General features: G+C 74.9%; 13 protein-coding genes, 1 tRNA gene and 1 pseudogene. 8 read left to right on the forward strand and 7 right to left on the reverse strand.

Features of this window, described 5'->3' with window-relative positions:
- The first annotated feature begins 12 nt into the window (after window positions 1-12).
- The 4 genes from HNR21_RS34490 to HNR21_RS34505 all read left to right on the forward strand — a co-directional run bounded on the left by HNR21_RS34490 (window position 13) and on the right by HNR21_RS34505 (window position 6224).
- Entirely contained in the window at window positions 13-4566 is a 4554-nt protein-coding gene (locus HNR21_RS34490; protein WP_182708399.1) for a type VII secretion EssC family protein, read from the forward strand.
- A 175-nt stretch (window positions 4567-4741) separates the two neighbouring features.
- Entirely contained in the window at window positions 4742-5152 is a 411-nt protein-coding gene (locus tag HNR21_RS34495; RefSeq protein ID WP_182708400.1) for a hypothetical protein, read from the forward strand.
- A 357-nt stretch (window positions 5153-5509) separates the two neighbouring features.
- Window positions 5510-5707: a hypothetical protein gene (locus tag HNR21_RS34500; protein WP_119728581.1), complete on the forward strand. Its 198-nt coding sequence runs from the start codon at window positions 5510-5512 to the stop codon at window positions 5705-5707.
- Window positions 5708-5963: 256 nt separating this feature from the next.
- Entirely contained in the window at window positions 5964-6224 is a 261-nt protein-coding gene (locus HNR21_RS34505) for an HGxxPAAW family protein (protein ID WP_119728580.1), read from the forward strand.
- A 235-nt stretch (window positions 6225-6459) separates the two neighbouring features.
- On the opposite strand, the gene HNR21_RS34510 is transcribed toward HNR21_RS34505, so the two are convergent.
- Window positions 6460-6939, reverse strand: a complete 480-nt coding sequence (locus tag HNR21_RS34510) for a YflT domain-containing protein (RefSeq protein ID WP_233359078.1) — start codon at window positions 6937-6939, stop codon at window positions 6460-6462.
- Between the two features lie 113 nt (window positions 6940-7052).
- Here HNR21_RS34510 and HNR21_RS34515 point away from each other — a divergent pair.
- The 3 genes from HNR21_RS34515 (at window position 7053) to HNR21_RS34525 (ending at window position 9605) form a co-directional block, all read left to right on the forward strand.
- A tRNA-OTHER gene (locus HNR21_RS34515) sits at window positions 7053-7124 on the forward strand.
- Between the two features lie 32 nt (window positions 7125-7156).
- Window positions 7157-8911: an ankyrin repeat domain-containing protein gene (locus HNR21_RS34520; RefSeq protein ID WP_182708401.1), complete on the forward strand. Its 1755-nt coding sequence runs from the start codon at window positions 7157-7159 to the stop codon at window positions 8909-8911.
- Window positions 8912-9137: 226 nt separating this feature from the next.
- Entirely contained in the window at window positions 9138-9605 is a 468-nt protein-coding gene (locus tag HNR21_RS34525; protein ID WP_182708402.1) for a GNAT family N-acetyltransferase, read from the forward strand.
- Here HNR21_RS34525 and HNR21_RS34860 read toward each other — a convergent pair whose 3' ends face one another.
- The 4 genes from HNR21_RS34860 to HNR21_RS34545 form a co-directional block, all read right to left on the reverse strand.
- Window positions 9606-11171, reverse strand: a complete 1566-nt coding sequence (locus HNR21_RS34860; RefSeq protein ID WP_312881533.1) for a serine/threonine-protein kinase — start codon at window positions 11169-11171, stop codon at window positions 9606-9608.
- A 68-nt stretch (window positions 11172-11239) separates the two neighbouring features.
- Window positions 11240-12184 carry an SCO7460 family lipoprotein gene (locus HNR21_RS34535; protein ID WP_182708403.1) on the reverse strand — a complete coding sequence of 315 codons (945 nt, stop codon included), beginning with the start codon at window positions 12182-12184 and terminating at the stop codon, window positions 11240-11242.
- A gap of 155 nt (window positions 12185-12339) precedes the next feature.
- Window positions 12340-13083, reverse strand: coding sequence for an ABC transporter permease (locus tag HNR21_RS34540; RefSeq protein ID WP_182708404.1), 744 nt, complete (start codon window positions 13081-13083; stop codon window positions 12340-12342).
- Window positions 13080-14063, reverse strand: a complete 984-nt coding sequence (locus tag HNR21_RS34545) for an ATP-binding cassette domain-containing protein (RefSeq protein WP_119731823.1) — start codon at window positions 14061-14063, stop codon at window positions 13080-13082. Before HNR21_RS34545 ends, HNR21_RS34540 begins: the two co-directional genes overlap by 4 nt.
- Window positions 14064-14138: 75 nt before the next feature.
- On the opposite strand from HNR21_RS34545, the gene HNR21_RS34550 reads away from it, so the two are divergent.
- The gene (locus HNR21_RS34550) at window positions 14139-15101 is read left to right on the forward strand and encodes a helix-turn-helix transcriptional regulator (RefSeq protein ID WP_182708405.1); all 963 of its coding nucleotides are present in this window, start codon (window positions 14139-14141) and stop codon (window positions 15099-15101) included.
- A 26-nt stretch (window positions 15102-15127) separates the two neighbouring features.
- On the opposite strand, the gene HNR21_RS34555 is transcribed toward HNR21_RS34550, so the two are convergent.
- Both HNR21_RS34555 and HNR21_RS34560 read right to left on the reverse strand, forming a co-directional pair.
- Window positions 15128-15397 carry a WXG100 family type VII secretion target gene (locus tag HNR21_RS34555; RefSeq protein WP_119728577.1) on the reverse strand — a complete coding sequence of 90 codons (270 nt, stop codon included), beginning with the start codon at window positions 15395-15397 and terminating at the stop codon, window positions 15128-15130.
- Window positions 15398-15496: 99 nt separating this feature from the next.
- Window positions 15497-15853: pseudogene (locus HNR21_RS34560) on the reverse strand (hypothetical protein); the annotation flags it as partial.

Genomic DNA, 15853 nt, shown 5'->3' on the forward strand with positions numbered 1-15853 from the left:
GTGGAGGGTGTCATGCGGATCTCGCTCACCGCGCTGACCGGCCGGGGGCCGCGCGACCTGGTTATCGATGCCGATTCCGAAATGTCGGTCGGCACCATCGCCGACGCCGTTTTCGCGGCCATTGACGAGAAACCGCCGACGATTCCACAGCAGCGTCCCGCCGCCGACGCGTCATCCTCCGCACTGTGGGCGGACGGGCGGATGCTCGACCCGCAGGCGCAGGCGGTGCGCGAGCTGCGCGACGGCGCGGTGATCGCCACCGACCGCAGGACCGCCGCCGCCACCGTGCTGTCGGAGCCGACCGGGCTGGTGGAGGTGCGGGTGGCGGGCGGCCCGGCGGCCGGGGCGGTGCACCGGCTGGGCCTGGGCGCGCACACCCTCGGCGGCGGCGAGGACGTCGACCTGACCGTCGCCGACCCGGCCGTGCCGCCCCGCTCGCTGCGGATCACCGTCCATCGCGGCAGCGGCGACGACAGCGGCGTCGTGGTGGAGGCGTCCGCGCACACCACGGCGTTCCTGGACGGGCACCCGCTGGAGGGCGCGACGCCGTGGCCGTTCGGCGGGCTGCTGCGGGTCGGCTCGACGGTGCTGGCGCTGGCCCCCAGCACCGCCCCGGACACCCATCTGGAGCCGCTGCCGGGCGGCGGGCTGGCGTTCAACCGGCCGCCGCGGATCGGCCCGGCCGGGCGGCCGAAGCGGCTGGCGGTCCCGCGCCGCCCCGAACGCGGCCCCCGGGAGCGGCTGCGGCTGTTCGGCGCGCTGCTGTTCTCGGCGTTCGGCCTGGTCATGGCGTACGCGCTGGGCCAGTGGTGGTGGGCGCTGCTGGCGCTGAGCTGGCCGCTGATCCAGGTCGGCGAGTGGGCGTCCGACCGGCTGCACGGCCGCAAGTCCTACCGCCGGGCGCTCAAGGAGTACCGGGAGCGCAGCGCCGCGTTCGCCGACGAACTGGACGCGCTGCGCCGCCTCGACGAGGCCGAACGCCGGGCGATGCGGCCGGACCCCGCCGAGGCCCTGATCACCGCCACCGGCCCGCGGCGGCGGCTGTGGGAACGCCGCATCACCGACGACGACACCCTGCACATGCGGGTGGGCCTGGCCGACCTGCCCGCCCGGATCGAGCTGACCGGACTCCCGGACGACGACGCGGACGGCGACCTCCAGATCCCGTCGGCCCGCCCGCTGGCCCGCACCGTGCCGGTGGCGCTGCACCTGACCGAGCTGGGGGTGCTCGGGCTGACCGGCCCGCGGCCCGCCTCCCGGGCGCTGGCCCGCTGGATGGTCGCCCAGGCCGCGGTCCAGCACAGCCCCCGCGACCTGGCGATCGTGGTGCTGTCGGCCGAGCCGGACGCCGCCGAGCACTGGAACTGGGTTCGCTGGCTCCCGCACTGCGCCCCGCACGCCGGGGAGGAGTGCCTGGCGCTGGTCGGCACCGACCCCGAGTCCGTCGCCCACCGGGTCACCGAGCTGGCCATCCGCATCACCGAACGCCGCCGCGCCCGCCAGCACGCCCCCGGCCTGCTCGGCGGCGGCACGGCCACCGGGACGCCGGACGTCCCCTACAACATCCTCGTCGTGCTGGACGGGGCGCGGGCGCTGCGCCGGGTGCCGGGGATGCCGCACGTGCTGGCGCGCGGCCCCGAGTACGGCGTGTACGCGGTCTGCATCGACGACGAGGAGCGCATGCTGCCCGAGGAGTGCGCCGCCGTCGCCTCCTGGGCCTCCCCCGACACCCTGCGGCTGCGCGGCTACGACCTGGAGGCCGTCGGCCCGGTGCTCGCCGACCAGGTCTCGGTGGCCTGGGCGGAACGGGTGGCCCGCGCGCTCGCCCCGATCCGCGACGTGTCCCGCGAGGACGCCGCCGAGGCCGTGCCCGTGCAGGCCCGGCTGCTGGACCTGCTGGGGATGCCCGACCCGACGCCCGGCCACGTCCAGGACGCCTGGGCGGCCACCGGCGGCCGGTCCACCCGGGTGCCGATCGGGATCGCCGCGGACGGGCCGTTCCACGTCGACCTGCGCGCGGACGGGCCGCACGGGCTGGTCGCCGGGACCACCGGGGCGGGCAAGTCGGAGCTGCTGCAGACCCTGATCGCGGCGCTGGCGGTGGCCAACCGGCCGGACGAGATGACGTTCGTGCTGGTCGACTACAAGGGCGGCGCGGCGTTCAAGGACTGCGCCGGGCTGCCGCACACCGTGGGCATGGTCACCGACCTGGACGGCCGTCTGACCGAGCGGGCGCTGCAGTCGCTGGCCGCCGAGCTGCGCCGCCGCGAGGAGATCCTGCTGGCGGCCGGGGCCAAGGACATCGACGACTACGCCGACCTGCGGTCCCGGGCCGCCGCCGCGCAGCCCGCCGGCCGCTACGCCCGGCCGGGCGCGGCGGCGGCCCCGCACCGGGACGTGACGCTGCCGCCGCTGCCCCGGCTGGTGCTGGTGATCGACGAGTTCGCGGCGCTGGCGGCCGAGCTGCCGGAGTTCGTGGCCGGGCTGGTGGACATCGGGCGGCGGGGCCGTTCGCTGGGGGTGCACCTGATCCTGGCCACCCAGCGGCCGGCGGGCGTGGTGACCGCCGACATCCGCGCCAACACCAACCTGCGGATCGCGCTGCGGGTCACCGATCCGGACGAGTCGGTGGACGTGATCGACTCCCCGGAGGCCGCCGACATCCCGCCGTCCGCGCCGGGCCGCTGCTACGTGCGGTCGGGCACCGCCGCCCCGCAGGCGGTGCAGTCGGCGCGCATCGGGGGCCGCCGTCCGGCGTCCCGCAGGGGCGCGCCCCTGTCCAAGAGCACGGGGACGCCGTCGGTGCGGGCCGTCCCGTGGGACCTGCTCGGCCGTCCGCTGCCCTCGGCGGGCGAACCGGCCGACGACCCGGAGACGATCACCGACCTGGCCGTGCTGGTCGGCGCGGTCCGGGAGGCCGCCGCCCGCGCCGGGATCCCGCCGCAGCGCTCGCCCTGGCTGGACCCGCTGCCGGAACGGATCCGGGTGTCGCTGCGGACCGCCGCCGGGGGCTCGGTGGTGGACGTCCCGCCGATCGAGTTCGGCGTGACCGACCTGCCGGAGACCCAGTCGCGGCAGGCGCTCGCGCTGGACCTGTCGCGCGGCGGGCACCTGTACGTGGCGGGGGCGGCCCAGTCCGGGCGGTCCACGGCGCTGCGCACCCTGGCGGGCTCGCTGGCGTCGGCGGCCTCCCCCTACGACGTGCACCTGTACGCGATCGACTGCGGCGGGGGCGGGCTGCTGCCGCTGGTGTCCCTCCCCCACTGCGGCGCGGTCGTCTCCCGTGACCAGCTCGACCGCTGCGAACGGCTGCTGGCCGCGTTGTCGGCGGAGGTCGCGCGGCGGCAGCAGCTGCTGGCCGAGGCGGGCTTCGCGACGCTGGCCGAGCAGCGGGCCGCCGTGGCGCCGTCGGACCGGCTGCCGTGGATGGTGCTGCTGCTGGACCGCTGGGAGGGGTTCCTGGGGGCGTTCGAGCACTACGACTACGGGCGGCTGGTGGACGTGTTCGTCCGGCTGCTCCGCGAGGGGGCGGCGGTCGGGCTGCGCGCGGTCGTCACCGGCGACCGGACGGGGCTGGGCGGGCAGGTGTCCACGGTGTTCGACCGGCGGCTGGTGCTGCGGATGGCCGACCCCATGGACTACGGCTATGCGGGCCTGCAGGAACGCCAGGTGCCCGCGTACATGCCGCCGGGCCGGGCGCTGGAGCACACCGGTCCCGGCCGTCCGGTGCGCGAGTCGCAGATCGGGCTGCTGGCCGACGACCCGGCCGGGACCGCGCAGGTCGCGGCGCTGCAGAAGATCGCCCGCGGGTGCGGCGAACGGTACGGCCGGCTGCCGCGCCGGCTGGGCCCGCTGCACGTGGACGAGCTGCCGGTCCGGGTGACCGTGCGGGAGGCGCTGGCGCTGGACCCGGACTTCACGGCCCCGTCGGCGCTGTGGGCGCTGGTGGGCGTCGGCGGGGACACCCTCGGGCCGGTGGGCGTGGACCTGCTGAACGAGGGGCCGGGTTTCGTGGTCGCGGGGCCGCCGCGGTCGGGGCGTTCCACGACGTTGCTGACGATCGTGCACTCGCTGCTGGATCCGGCGGTGGGCGGGGGGCTCGTCCCGGTGCTGCTGCTGGCGCCGCGCCGTTCGCCGCTGCGGGACCTGGCCGGGCGTCCGGGGGTCCTCGGGGTGCTGGGCGCCGACGCCACCGAGGACGAACTGCTGGAGGCGATCGGCGACGAGCACCGCTACGTCGTGGTCGCCGACGACGCCGAACTGCTGGACGAGACCGACCTGGACGACGCGCTGCGCGGGGTGCTGCGCACCGCCCGCGACGGGGAGCACGCCGTCGTCGTCGGCGGCACCACCGAGGACCTGGGCCGCGGTTACCGGGGCTTCCTGGCCGACGCCCGCCGCTCCCGTTCCGGCGTGCTGCTGTCGGCGAACTCCCCCGACGACGGCGAGCTGTTCGGCCTGCGCCTCCCGCGCAACGCGGCCCTGTCCGGGCCGACCGGCCGGGCCCTCCTGGTGCTCACCGGCACGGCGGCCCCCATCCAGGTGGCCCTCCCGCTCGAGTCCTGACCTGCGCACGTCGCCGACCCCGATGACCCCCGTGGAAACTCCCGGCGACCCGCACCCGACCTGAACGGCGAACGAGCCGCGCCCCCGCGGCGGCGCAGGACTCCCCGGTATTGACAGGCGCTCCGCGCGGTGTGCTGGTCTGGGAGGAGCAGTCGCGTTCAAGGGGGGAACGACGATGGCATTGGGAGATCAGATCGGCCAGGAGACCGGCCAGATCACCGGCACCCGCGTCCTGCCGGCCGAGGACGGCCGGATGCGCGTGGAGGTGACCTTCGAGTCCCGCGGCAGGCTGCTGGACCAGGACGTCACCGAGGTCGGCACGTACGTCGCCGGGAGCGGCCCGGACGGAGTCCTGCGCGGCGAGGGCCACGGTGTGGTGACGACCGCCGAGGGCGAGTACGCCACCTGGAAGGGCGACGGGGTCGGCCGCCTCACCGGCCAGGGCTCCGCGACCTCGTTCCGGGGCGCGATCTACTACCGGACCGCGTCGCAGCGGCTGGCCCGGCTGAACGGCGTCGCCGCGGTCTACGAGTACGACACCGACGACAGCGGCAAGACCGAGGCCCGGACCTACGAGTGGAAGTGAGATCGGACACCGCGCCGCCGGGCGTCTCCCCGCCCGGCGGCGGTACCGGCTCGGCCCCGGATGTCCCCTCCCCACCCGGGGACGAGCCGGCCGCTGCCCGTCCCAGCCGGGGGCCGCAGGTCAGCCCTGGTCCTGGTTCCGCCGATCCCGGGCAGCGCGCGTCCCGCCACCGGTAGTTGAACGTTCCACCGAACGGGACGCATAGGACACCGTAGACCATGACCGACCTCCGCACGCCCCATGCGCGGGATCTCGTCACCCCCAATTTCCCGGACGGCCGGTGACCGGCCGGTCAGGGGCCCGGCGGACGTCGGCTATACAGGGAGGACGTCCGCGCACCAACGCTGGGGGAACGCCATGAAGAAGCCGTTCGGCCTTCTGCCGCTCGAGGAGCAGCTCGCCCGGCGGCAGGCGGAGCAGCACGCCCGCAAGGTCGAGGGCGGCAAGTACTTCGACCACCCGACGGCCAAGTACATCTTCATCGCGATGCTCGTGGTCACGGTGGTGGTCCACTTCGGGGCGTTCATCGTGCTGGGCGTGCTGGACCTGCACTGACCTGCCGGTCCGGGGACGATCCCCGGACCCCGGGAAGCGGGGTCGGACGATCCCCGCCCCGCCGCGGTCGCCCGCCCCCCGTCCACAGGGTCCGCCCGGGCGATGGGACACTGTCTGGCGGCCGAACGCCGACGCCCGGCCGCGCGGCGTCGGCCGACGCGCCGTCAACGGCCGTTCCCCCGTGCGATCCCTCCCCCGCGGACGGGATCTCCGCCCATCGACGGGCACCCCGCGGTGCCCCCTGACAGGAGGTTCAATGTCCGGAAGTCATGGCGGCCGCCCCAGCTCCTGGCTGGTCGTCGCGGTGAGCCTGCTCGGCTTCGTCGTCGGCGGCTGGGCGCTGTGCGTCGGCCCGAACTGGACGCTGTTCGGCGTGGGCGCCGGCCTGGTGGTCCTCAGCGGCGTCCTCGGCCTGGCGGTCGGCATCATGTCCGACGTCGTCCTCGCCGAGAACCGCGCCGGCCACCCCATCCCCCAGGCCAAGGCCGCCGACCCCGCCCCCGAGATCGCCAAGTGACCGTTCCGCCGGCGGACGTCCCCCCAACGCCCGACCGGCGGAACAGCCTGCCACCTGCGGATCGGAGTGCAGGGCGCGTCACATGTCCCGGGCTGCGCAGTCGCGTCCCGGTCACCGCATCGGCGAGGAACGCGTCGGACTCCGCCAGGCGCTCGGTCATCGGCAGGGGGCACGGTCGGATGTCGAAGGGGTCCACTCCTCGGCGGTGAGCCGGTGTCTCGGGGCTGGAGGCGGCTCAGGGAGTGGCGCCGCTCTCCAGGAGGTCGCGGGCTCGGGCGGCGTACTCGGAGTCCACGCGGACCTCGTAGGTGGAGGCGACGAAGGAGCTGCGGGAGACGAAGTCGCGGTGGCCGCCGGTCAGGGCGTGCGAGACGGCGCCGAACAGGGCGCCGGCGACCGCGCCCCAGACCAGGCCCGCCAGGATGACGCCCAGCCAGGACAGCCCGCCCGGGGTGAAGATCGCGAAGAACAGCCCGATCAGCAGGCCGAACCAGGCTCCGGAGGCCGCGCCCGACAGCGTGGCCCGCAGCACCGTGAGCCGGCCGAGCACCTGCTCGACCAGCCGCAGGTCGGCCCCCACGATCACCGCGTGCTCGACCGGGAACTGCAGGTCCGACAGGCGGTCCACGGCCTGCTGCGCGCCGGCGTAGTCGGTGAACGTCGCGATGGGCTCGGTTCTCAGCAGGGTCCTGTTCAACGGCGGCGTCGTCACCACGATCCCCTCCACCACGTCGCCTGTGCGATCGACCGCTGCAATGCCCGGAAAACGACCCCGCACACCGAGGCGATCACGGAATGTCGGCCGCCGCCGATAGACTCCGCCGCGGCAAGGCCGTAGCGCAGAGGTCGACGCGCCTTACAGCGGGTTGGAGGACGCCGGTTCGAATCCGGCCGGCCTTGCCCCCGGACTTCTGGCGAGGAACGCGGTGGTGATGAGGAACGAGGGGCCGTTCCCGCCCCGCGAGGCGGCCTCCTGGCGGCGGGCCCGCAGATACGGCGTGCCCGCCTGGATGATCGAGCGGGCCACCGAACGACGGCTGGCCGGCGACTGGCGGGGGGCCTGCGCCGCCGCCGGGATCGACGTGCGGTTCGACCTGGCGGCGGTCGCCCGCAACCAGGGTCCGGCGGTCGCCGAGGCGCTGGAGGAGGATCTCCGCCATCTCGCCCCCGACCTGCTGCGGTGGCATCTGCCGAGGGTCGGCCGCGGACGTGACGCGCTCACCCCCGGCCAGACGGTGCTGCTGGGGCCCTCCCACGGCGGGCCACGGCTCCACCTGACCACGCCGTGGTGGATGGTGCACGGCCCGCAACGGCTCGCCCTGCGCTTCGGCACCCTGGAGTCCTCGTCGCAGGACGTGCACCTGGAGACCGACTGGCCGTACTGCTCGTTCTGGCGCAACCTCGTGCACGACTGGTCCGGCGCCCGGCACCTGTGGGACGTCCGCCACACCCACGAGCTGCTGGAACGCTGCGGCGGCGGGAACGGCCGGGCACCGTTCCACGACCCCGACGGCACGCCCCGCCCGGCCCCGCAGGCCGATCCGGGACCGGCCGATCCCGCCGGGCGCACCGAGTGGGTCACCGCGCTGCACGACGCCGGTGACGTCGAGGGGGCCTTCGCGGCGGCGGGCATCGAGCTGGACACCGAGCCGTTCGACCTGCCCGAGTACTGGGGCGCCGACCCGGTGGAACCGGTGTTCCTGCTGTCCCGCGCGCCGCTGGCGCTGACCCGGCTGGAGCCGGAGATCCGGCTGCTGGCCGAGCGCGGCGGCGGGGCACGGTACTGGATCCCGCAGACCCAGCACGCGGCCCTCCTGCTGGAACTCGGGGATCGGCTGCGGGTCCGGGCCGTCGCCCACGAACTCTGGGACGACCCATGGGCGGGCGACAGCCCGCCGAAACCGCTGCGGAGCGCCGCACCGCTGCCGGAGGCGGTCTGGCGGCGGCTGCCCGACCTGGATCTGCTGCGCACCGGGTTCCCGCCCGAACGCCTGCATCCCCTGGTCCACGAGGCGTTGTTCCCCCGGGCCCCGGCCCGCCCGGCCGGACCCCCGCCGCAGCCGGATCCGCCCGCCCCGGTGCGGGTGCGCTGCCAGGGCGAATGGCACGAGGTCTGGTTCCGCGACGGTGCGCTGCGGCTGCCGCACACCGCCGAGGAGCAGCGCCGCGAGGAGGCGATGCGGGCGTTCGGCGGGGCGCAGTCCGGTTGCTTCGCCGCCCGCGAGGCCTGGCGGTCCGGCACCGGCCAGCTGCCCAGGGCGCTCCGCGCCCAGCGCGACGACCTCATGGCCCGCGTCCACCACGGCGACACCCCCGGCGTTCTGGCGCTCCTGGACGCGGGCGTCGATCCGCACGTCCGCGACACCCGGGGCCGGACCCTGCTGCACAAGCTCCCGCTGCTGGACCACGAGGCCCTGCTGCCCCGCCTGCTGAAGACCGGGCTGGACCTGGAGGCGCAGGACGTCGAGCGGCGCACCCCGCTGTTCGCCGCCGTCGTGCACGGCGGCTCGCCAGCACTGGTCGAGGCGCTGCTGGAGGCGGGCGCCCGGATCGACACGGTCGGCGAGATCCACGAGGAGGAGATCGGCCTGTACCGGTTGATCCAGCTCCTGGGACGGGACGACCTGCGGTTCCTCGCCGACCGGATCGAGGACGAACATCCGGGGCTGCTCGACCGGGACTGGTGACCCGCCCGACCCGTCCCCGGCCTCTCATCACCGTTCCGGTCACAGTCCCACGACGGGCACGAGAGGAAGGCGAAGATGCAGAGCTACGCGTTCGTGTTCCGCGAGTGTCCCGGGTGTGCGGAGCTGAACGTGGTCAAGGACGGCTTCTACTACTGCGCGCACTGTGACGGGCCGTTGCCGCGGGATCCGGTTCGCCCCGGCGGTTCCGGTCGGTGACCATGGGGTCATGCTGATCGAGGTGGTGGGATACGACCATCCGGACGCCGTCCGGCTGGTCGAGGCGATCCAGCGGGAGATGGTCGAGCGGTACGGCGGGCCGGACGAGACCCCGGTGACGCCGGCCGAGTTCGCTCCCCCGCGGGGGCTGTTCCTGGTCGGGTACGTGGGCGGCACGGCGGTGGCGTGCGCGGGCTGGCGTTCGCACGGGGAGGACGCCGAGCTCAAGCGGATGTACGTGGACCCGTCCGTCCGCGGCAACGGGCTCGCCCGGCGGCTGCTGGCCGAGATCGAGCGCACCGCCCTCCAGGCCGGTCACCGCCGGGTCATCCTGGAGACCGGGGACCGCCAGCCCGAGGCCGTGACCCTGTACCGGTCGGCGGGTTACGCCGACGTCGAGCCGTTCGGCATCTACGCGTGCGCCCCCGGGTCGATCTATCTGGGCAAGGTGCTGGACGTTCCGGCGCCGGCCGGCTGATCAGCGCCGTTCGACGGTGAAGGTGGTGCAGCCGGCGGTCGACTCGACGGTGCCCTCGATCCGCTCGGGGCGCGGCTCGGTGATCCTCGCCCGCAACCCGACCATCAGGTAGTCGTCGGGCCGGGTGATCCAGCGTTCGCCCTCCAGCCGCAGCACCCCGTCGGTGAGGTCGCCGCGCATGGCGAACGCGCCGGACTCCACGTCCGGATTCGACGGATGCGGGCTGAACCGGAAGGTCGCCCCCAGGCGGCCGTCCTCGGCCTCGACGATCCTGAGGTTCAGCGCGGTGAGGCCCTGCGCGCACTCGTAGGTGCCCTCCCAGGTCCCCACCACCGCCGAGGCGTCCACCGCCGGGGTCGAGGGCGGCGGCGTCCGGGGGACCGTGGGCACGGTGGGCGCGGTCGTCGGTCCGCCGCCCCGGTCGCCGCGGGTGACCACGACGGCCCCGGCGACACCGGCCACGACCAGCAGCGTCACCGCCACGATCGCGATGGCGAGAGCGGCGCCGCCGCCCTGTCGTCCGGGGGCGCCGCCGGTCTTGGTCGGGGCTCCTGGTGGCATGGTGACGGGAGGCGGCGGGGTCCACTGGCCGACCGGCGGCGGGGGCGGGGAGAAGACGGGGTCCGTCTGCGGCGGGGTGTGGGCGGGCGCGGTGGCCGGGCGCGGCTGGGCGGCGGTCCCGCCGGAGGCGTTCGACCGCGCCGACACGTCCCGTTCGGCGATCATCGCGGCGATGCGGGGCGGCGGCCAGTCCCCCGTCGCGCCGCCCGCGGACAGGGCGCGCAGGACCTGCGGGAGCGCCGGGCGCGCCGCCGGGTCCTTGTCCAGGCAGGTCTCCAGCAGGTCCCGCAGCTCCGGCGGAACGCCGTCCAGGTCCGGGTCCTCACGGGTGATCCGGTAGACGATGGAGGCGATGGACCCCGCGTGGAACGGTCCCTCGCCCCTGGCCGCGTACGCCAGCACCGCGCCGAGCGCGAACACGTCGCCCGGCGGCCCCACGGTGCGGGAGCCGGTCACCTGCTCGGGCGCCATGAACCCGGCGGTGCCCAGCATCGCCCCGTCCGCGGTCAGCGCGGTGAAGTCGGTGGCGCGGGCGATGCCGAAGTCGATGATCCGGGGACCGTCCGCGGCGAGCAGGACGTTCCCGGGCTTGAGGTCGCGGTGCACCAGCCCGGCGGAGTGGATCGCCGCCAGCCCCTCCGCCAGCCCCGCGCCCAGCGTCCGCACCGCCGGCGGCGGCAGCGGCCCGTGCTCCTCGACCGCCTCCTGCAGCGACGGCCCCGGAACGTAGGCGGTGACCAGCCACGGCGGATCGGCGAACGGGTCGGCGTCCACGAGCTGGGCGGTGTGGAACCCGCCGACCCGCCGGGCCGCCTCCACCTCCTGGGCGAACCGGCTGCGGAACTCGTGGTCGGCGGCCAGCCCCGGCAGCACCCGCTTCACCGCGACCGGCCGTCCGCCCGGCGAGCGCCCCAGGTACACCTGTCCCATCCCGCCGCCGCCCAGCCGGCCGAGCAGCCGGTATCCGCCGATCTCCGCAGGATCCTCTGGCCGCAGTGGTCGCACCGCCCGCTCCCCGCTCGTCCGACATCGGTTCCCCATCGATCATGGCAGCCCCGCCGATTCCGGGCGGCTCAGTCCAGCGGACTCAGCGGGCCGGTGGGCCCGTCCCGGACGTCCCTGATGACGCGCAGGTCGCCCACCAGGACGCCGGTCAGGTCGGCGGTCACCGCCACGGCGTGGTCCCCGAGGCACTGCCGGTCGCCGTCCTCGCAGAACAGGACGTGGCCGGCGAGGCGGTCGACGGTGCCCGGGACGAGCCGCCAGGGGCCGGGATAGGGCACGGTGACGGCCTCCGGGCGGGTGCGGCGCAGACGGTCGCGCACGGCGCCGGCGACGGCGGCCTCGAACTTCTCGTGCTCCTCGAACGGGCGTATCAGGTTGACCGACCTCAGGGCGGCCCGGCCGCCGGAGACCTCGTAGTGGACGGTGTAGTACGGGCGGGCGGCCAGCGCCGCCAGCCGCTTGTGCCCGGTCATCTCCATCAGCGTCGGCAGCGACCGTTTCGGGGCGGGCAGCCGCCGGGCCACAGCCGTGGCGGCCACGTTGAACGAGCGGACACCGGCATCGGCGGCGCATCTCCCGAGCGACGCCCACACCGACGCCGCGGTGGCGTTCGTCGGCTCCGCCGCCGTCCACGGCACCCCCGCGGACGTCAGCCCGACGATCGGGTGGCCGCAGCGGGTGAACGCGGCGTTCAGCCTCCGCCACCGGTCCGCCTCGGCACGGGCGCGGGCGAGGGCGTCGTCCAGCGCCCGGTCGCAGGGACGGCCGCCGCAGGTGCCCTTGCCCGCGTCGACCCGCAACCGCACCACGGCGTCGGGGTCGTCGGCCACCGCGAACGTGATCTCCGACCCGGTCGTCTCCGGCACCAGGGGGCGCGCCCCGATCACCCGCAGCAGCCCGGGATACCGCCGTTCGGCCAGCTCGGCCGCGTATCGCCGGTCCTCCCGTGTGCTCACCGCGCACCCTCCGGCGAGCAACGCCGACACCACGCCCAGCACGGTCCAGCGCCCCATGCCCGTCACCTCCGCGGCCGACGTTAGGGAACGGCGGAACGGCGGGGATGAGTACGGATGCTCAACCCATCCCCGCCGTCGTGCTCAGGCGACCGCGGCGAAGCGAGGATCACCTGACGCCCCGAAGGGCCTGGGGGCGCCCCAGAAGTGACACGTCAGGCGCGGTGCATGGCGCGGATGCCGACCCACAGGCCGCCGAGGGCGACGGCGACGGCGGCGACCGCCCCCTGGGCGACGGTGGCGGAGGCCAGTTCGCCGTTGAAGAGGGCCCGTTCGGCGTCCACCACGTAGGTCAGCGGGTTGAACGCGGCGAGGGTGCGCAGCCAGCCCGGTCCGTCCTCGATCGGCAGCAGCATCCCGGCCAGCAGCAGCAACGGGAACAGCAGCGTCTGCTGCACCGTCCAGAACAGCCACTCCTGGTTCTTGGAGGCCAGCGCCAGCGCGTACGACAGCGCGCCGAGCCCGACGCTGAACGTCCCGATCAGCAGCAGCCCGAGCACCATGCCCACCGGGTCGGGCCGGAACCCGAACGGCAGGGTGATCGCGACGATGAGCAGCGCCTGCCCGGCGACCGGGACGATCTCCTTCAGCGCCCGCCCGACGATCAGGGCGGGCCGGCCCAGCGGGGAGACCAGCATCCGCTCGTGCGCGCCGGTCTGCATCTCGTACTGCAGGTTCGAACCGGTGGTCGAGCCGGCGAACAGGCAGGACATCACGATGATCCCGGGCACGAACCACTGCAGCGCCGAGCCGCCCGGGGTGTCCGGCAGCAGCGGCCCGTACAGGGCGAGGAAGAACAGCGGCTGCACCATCGAGAACACCAGCGAGAACGGGTTGCGCAGCAACGGGCGCAGCTCGCGGGTGAAGACGATGGCGGTGTCGGCGACGAGGGTGGTCACTGCTGGTCCTCCTTGGCGGGGGCGGCGTCGTGCTGCTCGCGGAGACTGCGGCCGGTCAGGTTGAGGAACACGTCGTCGAGGGTGGGCCGGGCGACCTCGACGGCGGCGACGGAGGTCCCGGACTCCTCCAGGCTGCGCAGCAGCTTGGGCACCAGGCGGGCGCCGCCGTCGGCCCTGATCAGCACCTGCGCTCCCGTGCGCTCGACCTGCGCCCCGGCGACGACGCCCGGCGGCCCGGCGGCGACCAGGGCGGCCTCGCGTTCGGTGTCGAACGTCAGGGTGATGCGGTCCCCGGCGTGGTCGGCCTTGAGCCGCTGCGGGGTGTCGTCGGCGATGAGGCGGCCGTGGTCGATGACGATGACCCGTTCGGCGAGCTGGTCGGCCTCGTCCAGGTAGTGGGTGGTGAGCACCACGGTGGTGCCGTGCTCGGCGCGCAGCCGGCGGATGTGCTCGGCCAGGTTGGCGCGGTTCTGCGGGTCGAGCCCGGTGGACGGCTCGTCGAGGAACAGCAGGCCGGGCGCGTGGATGAGGCCCATCGCGATGTCCAGCCGCCGCCGCTGCCCGCCCGACAGCCCCGACACCACCCGGTCGGCGACGGCGGCCAGGTCCAGCGACTCGATCAGCTCGTCGGCGCGGGCGCGGGCGGCGGCCCGGCTCAGCCCGTACGCCCGGCCCTGGGTGATCAGCTCGTCCCGGCCGCGCTGGCTGTGCGCGGCGCCGTTGCCCTGCCCGACGTAGCCGATCCGGCGGCGCACCTCGCGCGGCTGGGTCCGCACGTCGGCCCCGGCGACCTCGGCGGTGCCCGAGGTGGGCGGCAGCAGGGTGGTGAGCATCCGCAGGGTGGTGGACTTGCCGGCGCCGTTGGGGCCGAGCAGCGCCACCAGTTCGCCGGCCTCGACGTCCAGGTCGAGTCCGCGGACCGCTTCGACCTTCTGCTTCTTGACGGTGAAGTGCCTGGTCAGCCCGCGTGTGCGGATCATCGGTGTGGTCATGTCGTCCATGCTGTCCCCGATTGCGGCCACTTCCTGACCGCAATCGGCGGCAGCATGGATTCCATGGCGAACACGAGCGGGCGGATGCTGCGGCTGCTGTCGCTGCTGCAGACCCACCGGTACTGGCCGGGCGCGGAACTCGCCGAACGCCTGGGCGTCAGCGAGCGGACGTTGCGCCGCGACATCGACCGGCTGCGCGAACTGGGCTATCCGGTGGACGCGGGCCGCGGCGTCGGCGGCGGCTACCAGTTGCGGTCCGGTGCCGCGATGCCGCCGCTGCAACTGGACGACGAGGAGGCGGTGGCGATCGCGGTGGGCCTGCGGTCGGCCGCCGCCGGGGCGGTCGGCGGGGACGGCGACGGCGTGGCGGAGATCTCGGTACGGGCACTGGCCAAGATCGTCCAGGTGATGCCGCCCCGGCTGCGCCGCCGCGTCGAGGCGCTGCAGGACATCACCGTCCCGGCGATGGGGCGGATGCCGCGCCTGGACGCGGCCGCGCTCGCCGTTCTGGCCCAGTGCTGCCGCGACGGGGAACGGGTGCGTTTCTCCTACACGGCCCGCGACGGCGCGTCCACCGACCGCACCGTCGAACCGCACCGGCTGGTCGCCCAGGACCGCCGCTGGTACCTGGTGGCCTACGACCTGGAACGCCAGGACTGGCGGACGTTCCGGGTGGACCGCCTGAGCCGCCCCGAGCCGACCGGCGCCCGCTTCCGCCACCGGGAGATCCCCGGCGGGGACGCCGCCGCGCTCGTCCGTCCCCAGACCACCGCCCGTTCGTTCCGCTACCAGGTGGTGGTGGACGTGCGGACGAAGGCCGACGCGTTCCGCGAGATCGTCGGCCGCTGGGGCACCGTCGAGGAGACCGGCTCCGACTCCTGCCGCTGGACGATCGGCGTCGACGGCCTCGAGTGGCCCCTCATGGTCCTGGCCGTCGCGAACGCCGACTTCACCGTCCACTCCCCACCGGAACTGACCGACCGCATCCGCACCACCGCAACCCGTTTCACCCTCGCCACGCGCTGATCCCGCCGCCGCGCCGGAGGCGCGGCCTAACGGGTCGCGGCCTCGATGTTCTCGCGGGAGCGGCGGATGTCCTGGCTGCCCTCCTCCAGGGCCAGGGCCATGCGGTCGAAGGCGGCCTTGGCCTCCTGCCAGGCGGCGCGGAAGCGGTCGGCGCCCGGGCCCCACCAGATCTCGGTGCTGCTCACGGTACGGCCGTTCAGGTCCTTGATCAGGGCGTCCAGGTTCCTGGAGTGCTTGGAGAACATCCGGGAGAGGTCTTCCAGCGCCGCGATGTTGGCACCCCGCCTGTCGCTCATCGACCCGTTCCTTTCGGTGTGGCACCGGTGACACACCTATTTACGCGCATGATCGCGATCTGTGGAAGGCGTTCGCCGGACCCGGCATGGGACCGGGTCTCACCGTGACATCTCGGTCACCGAGGGGACGGGGGCGGCCGGGGACGGGCTCGCCGGGGTCACCGGGGCCGGCGGCTCGGGCGGCACCGGGGGCATCGGCCGGTCCGGGTCGTTGATCGGGGCGGCGTGCGGGTCGATCAGCCGTTCCCCGACCAGGGTGATCCGGTCCAGTTCGACGGCGAACTCGAAGCGCCGCCGGACCCGCTGGGTCACCGCCCGGCGGCCCTCCGGCGTGACGTAGTGGACCTCGGTGTACTCGGTGGCGTCCAGGGTGATCCGGTCGCCGTGCCGGACCACCGAGGCGTCCGTCAGCCGGGTCCGGGCGTCGGTGAACGGGGGCCCGCCCGGCACCGGCGC

Source organism: Thermomonospora cellulosilytica, from assembly GCF_014138835.1.
Lineage (GTDB): Bacteria > Actinomycetota > Actinomycetes > Streptosporangiales > Streptosporangiaceae > Thermomonospora > Thermomonospora amylolytica.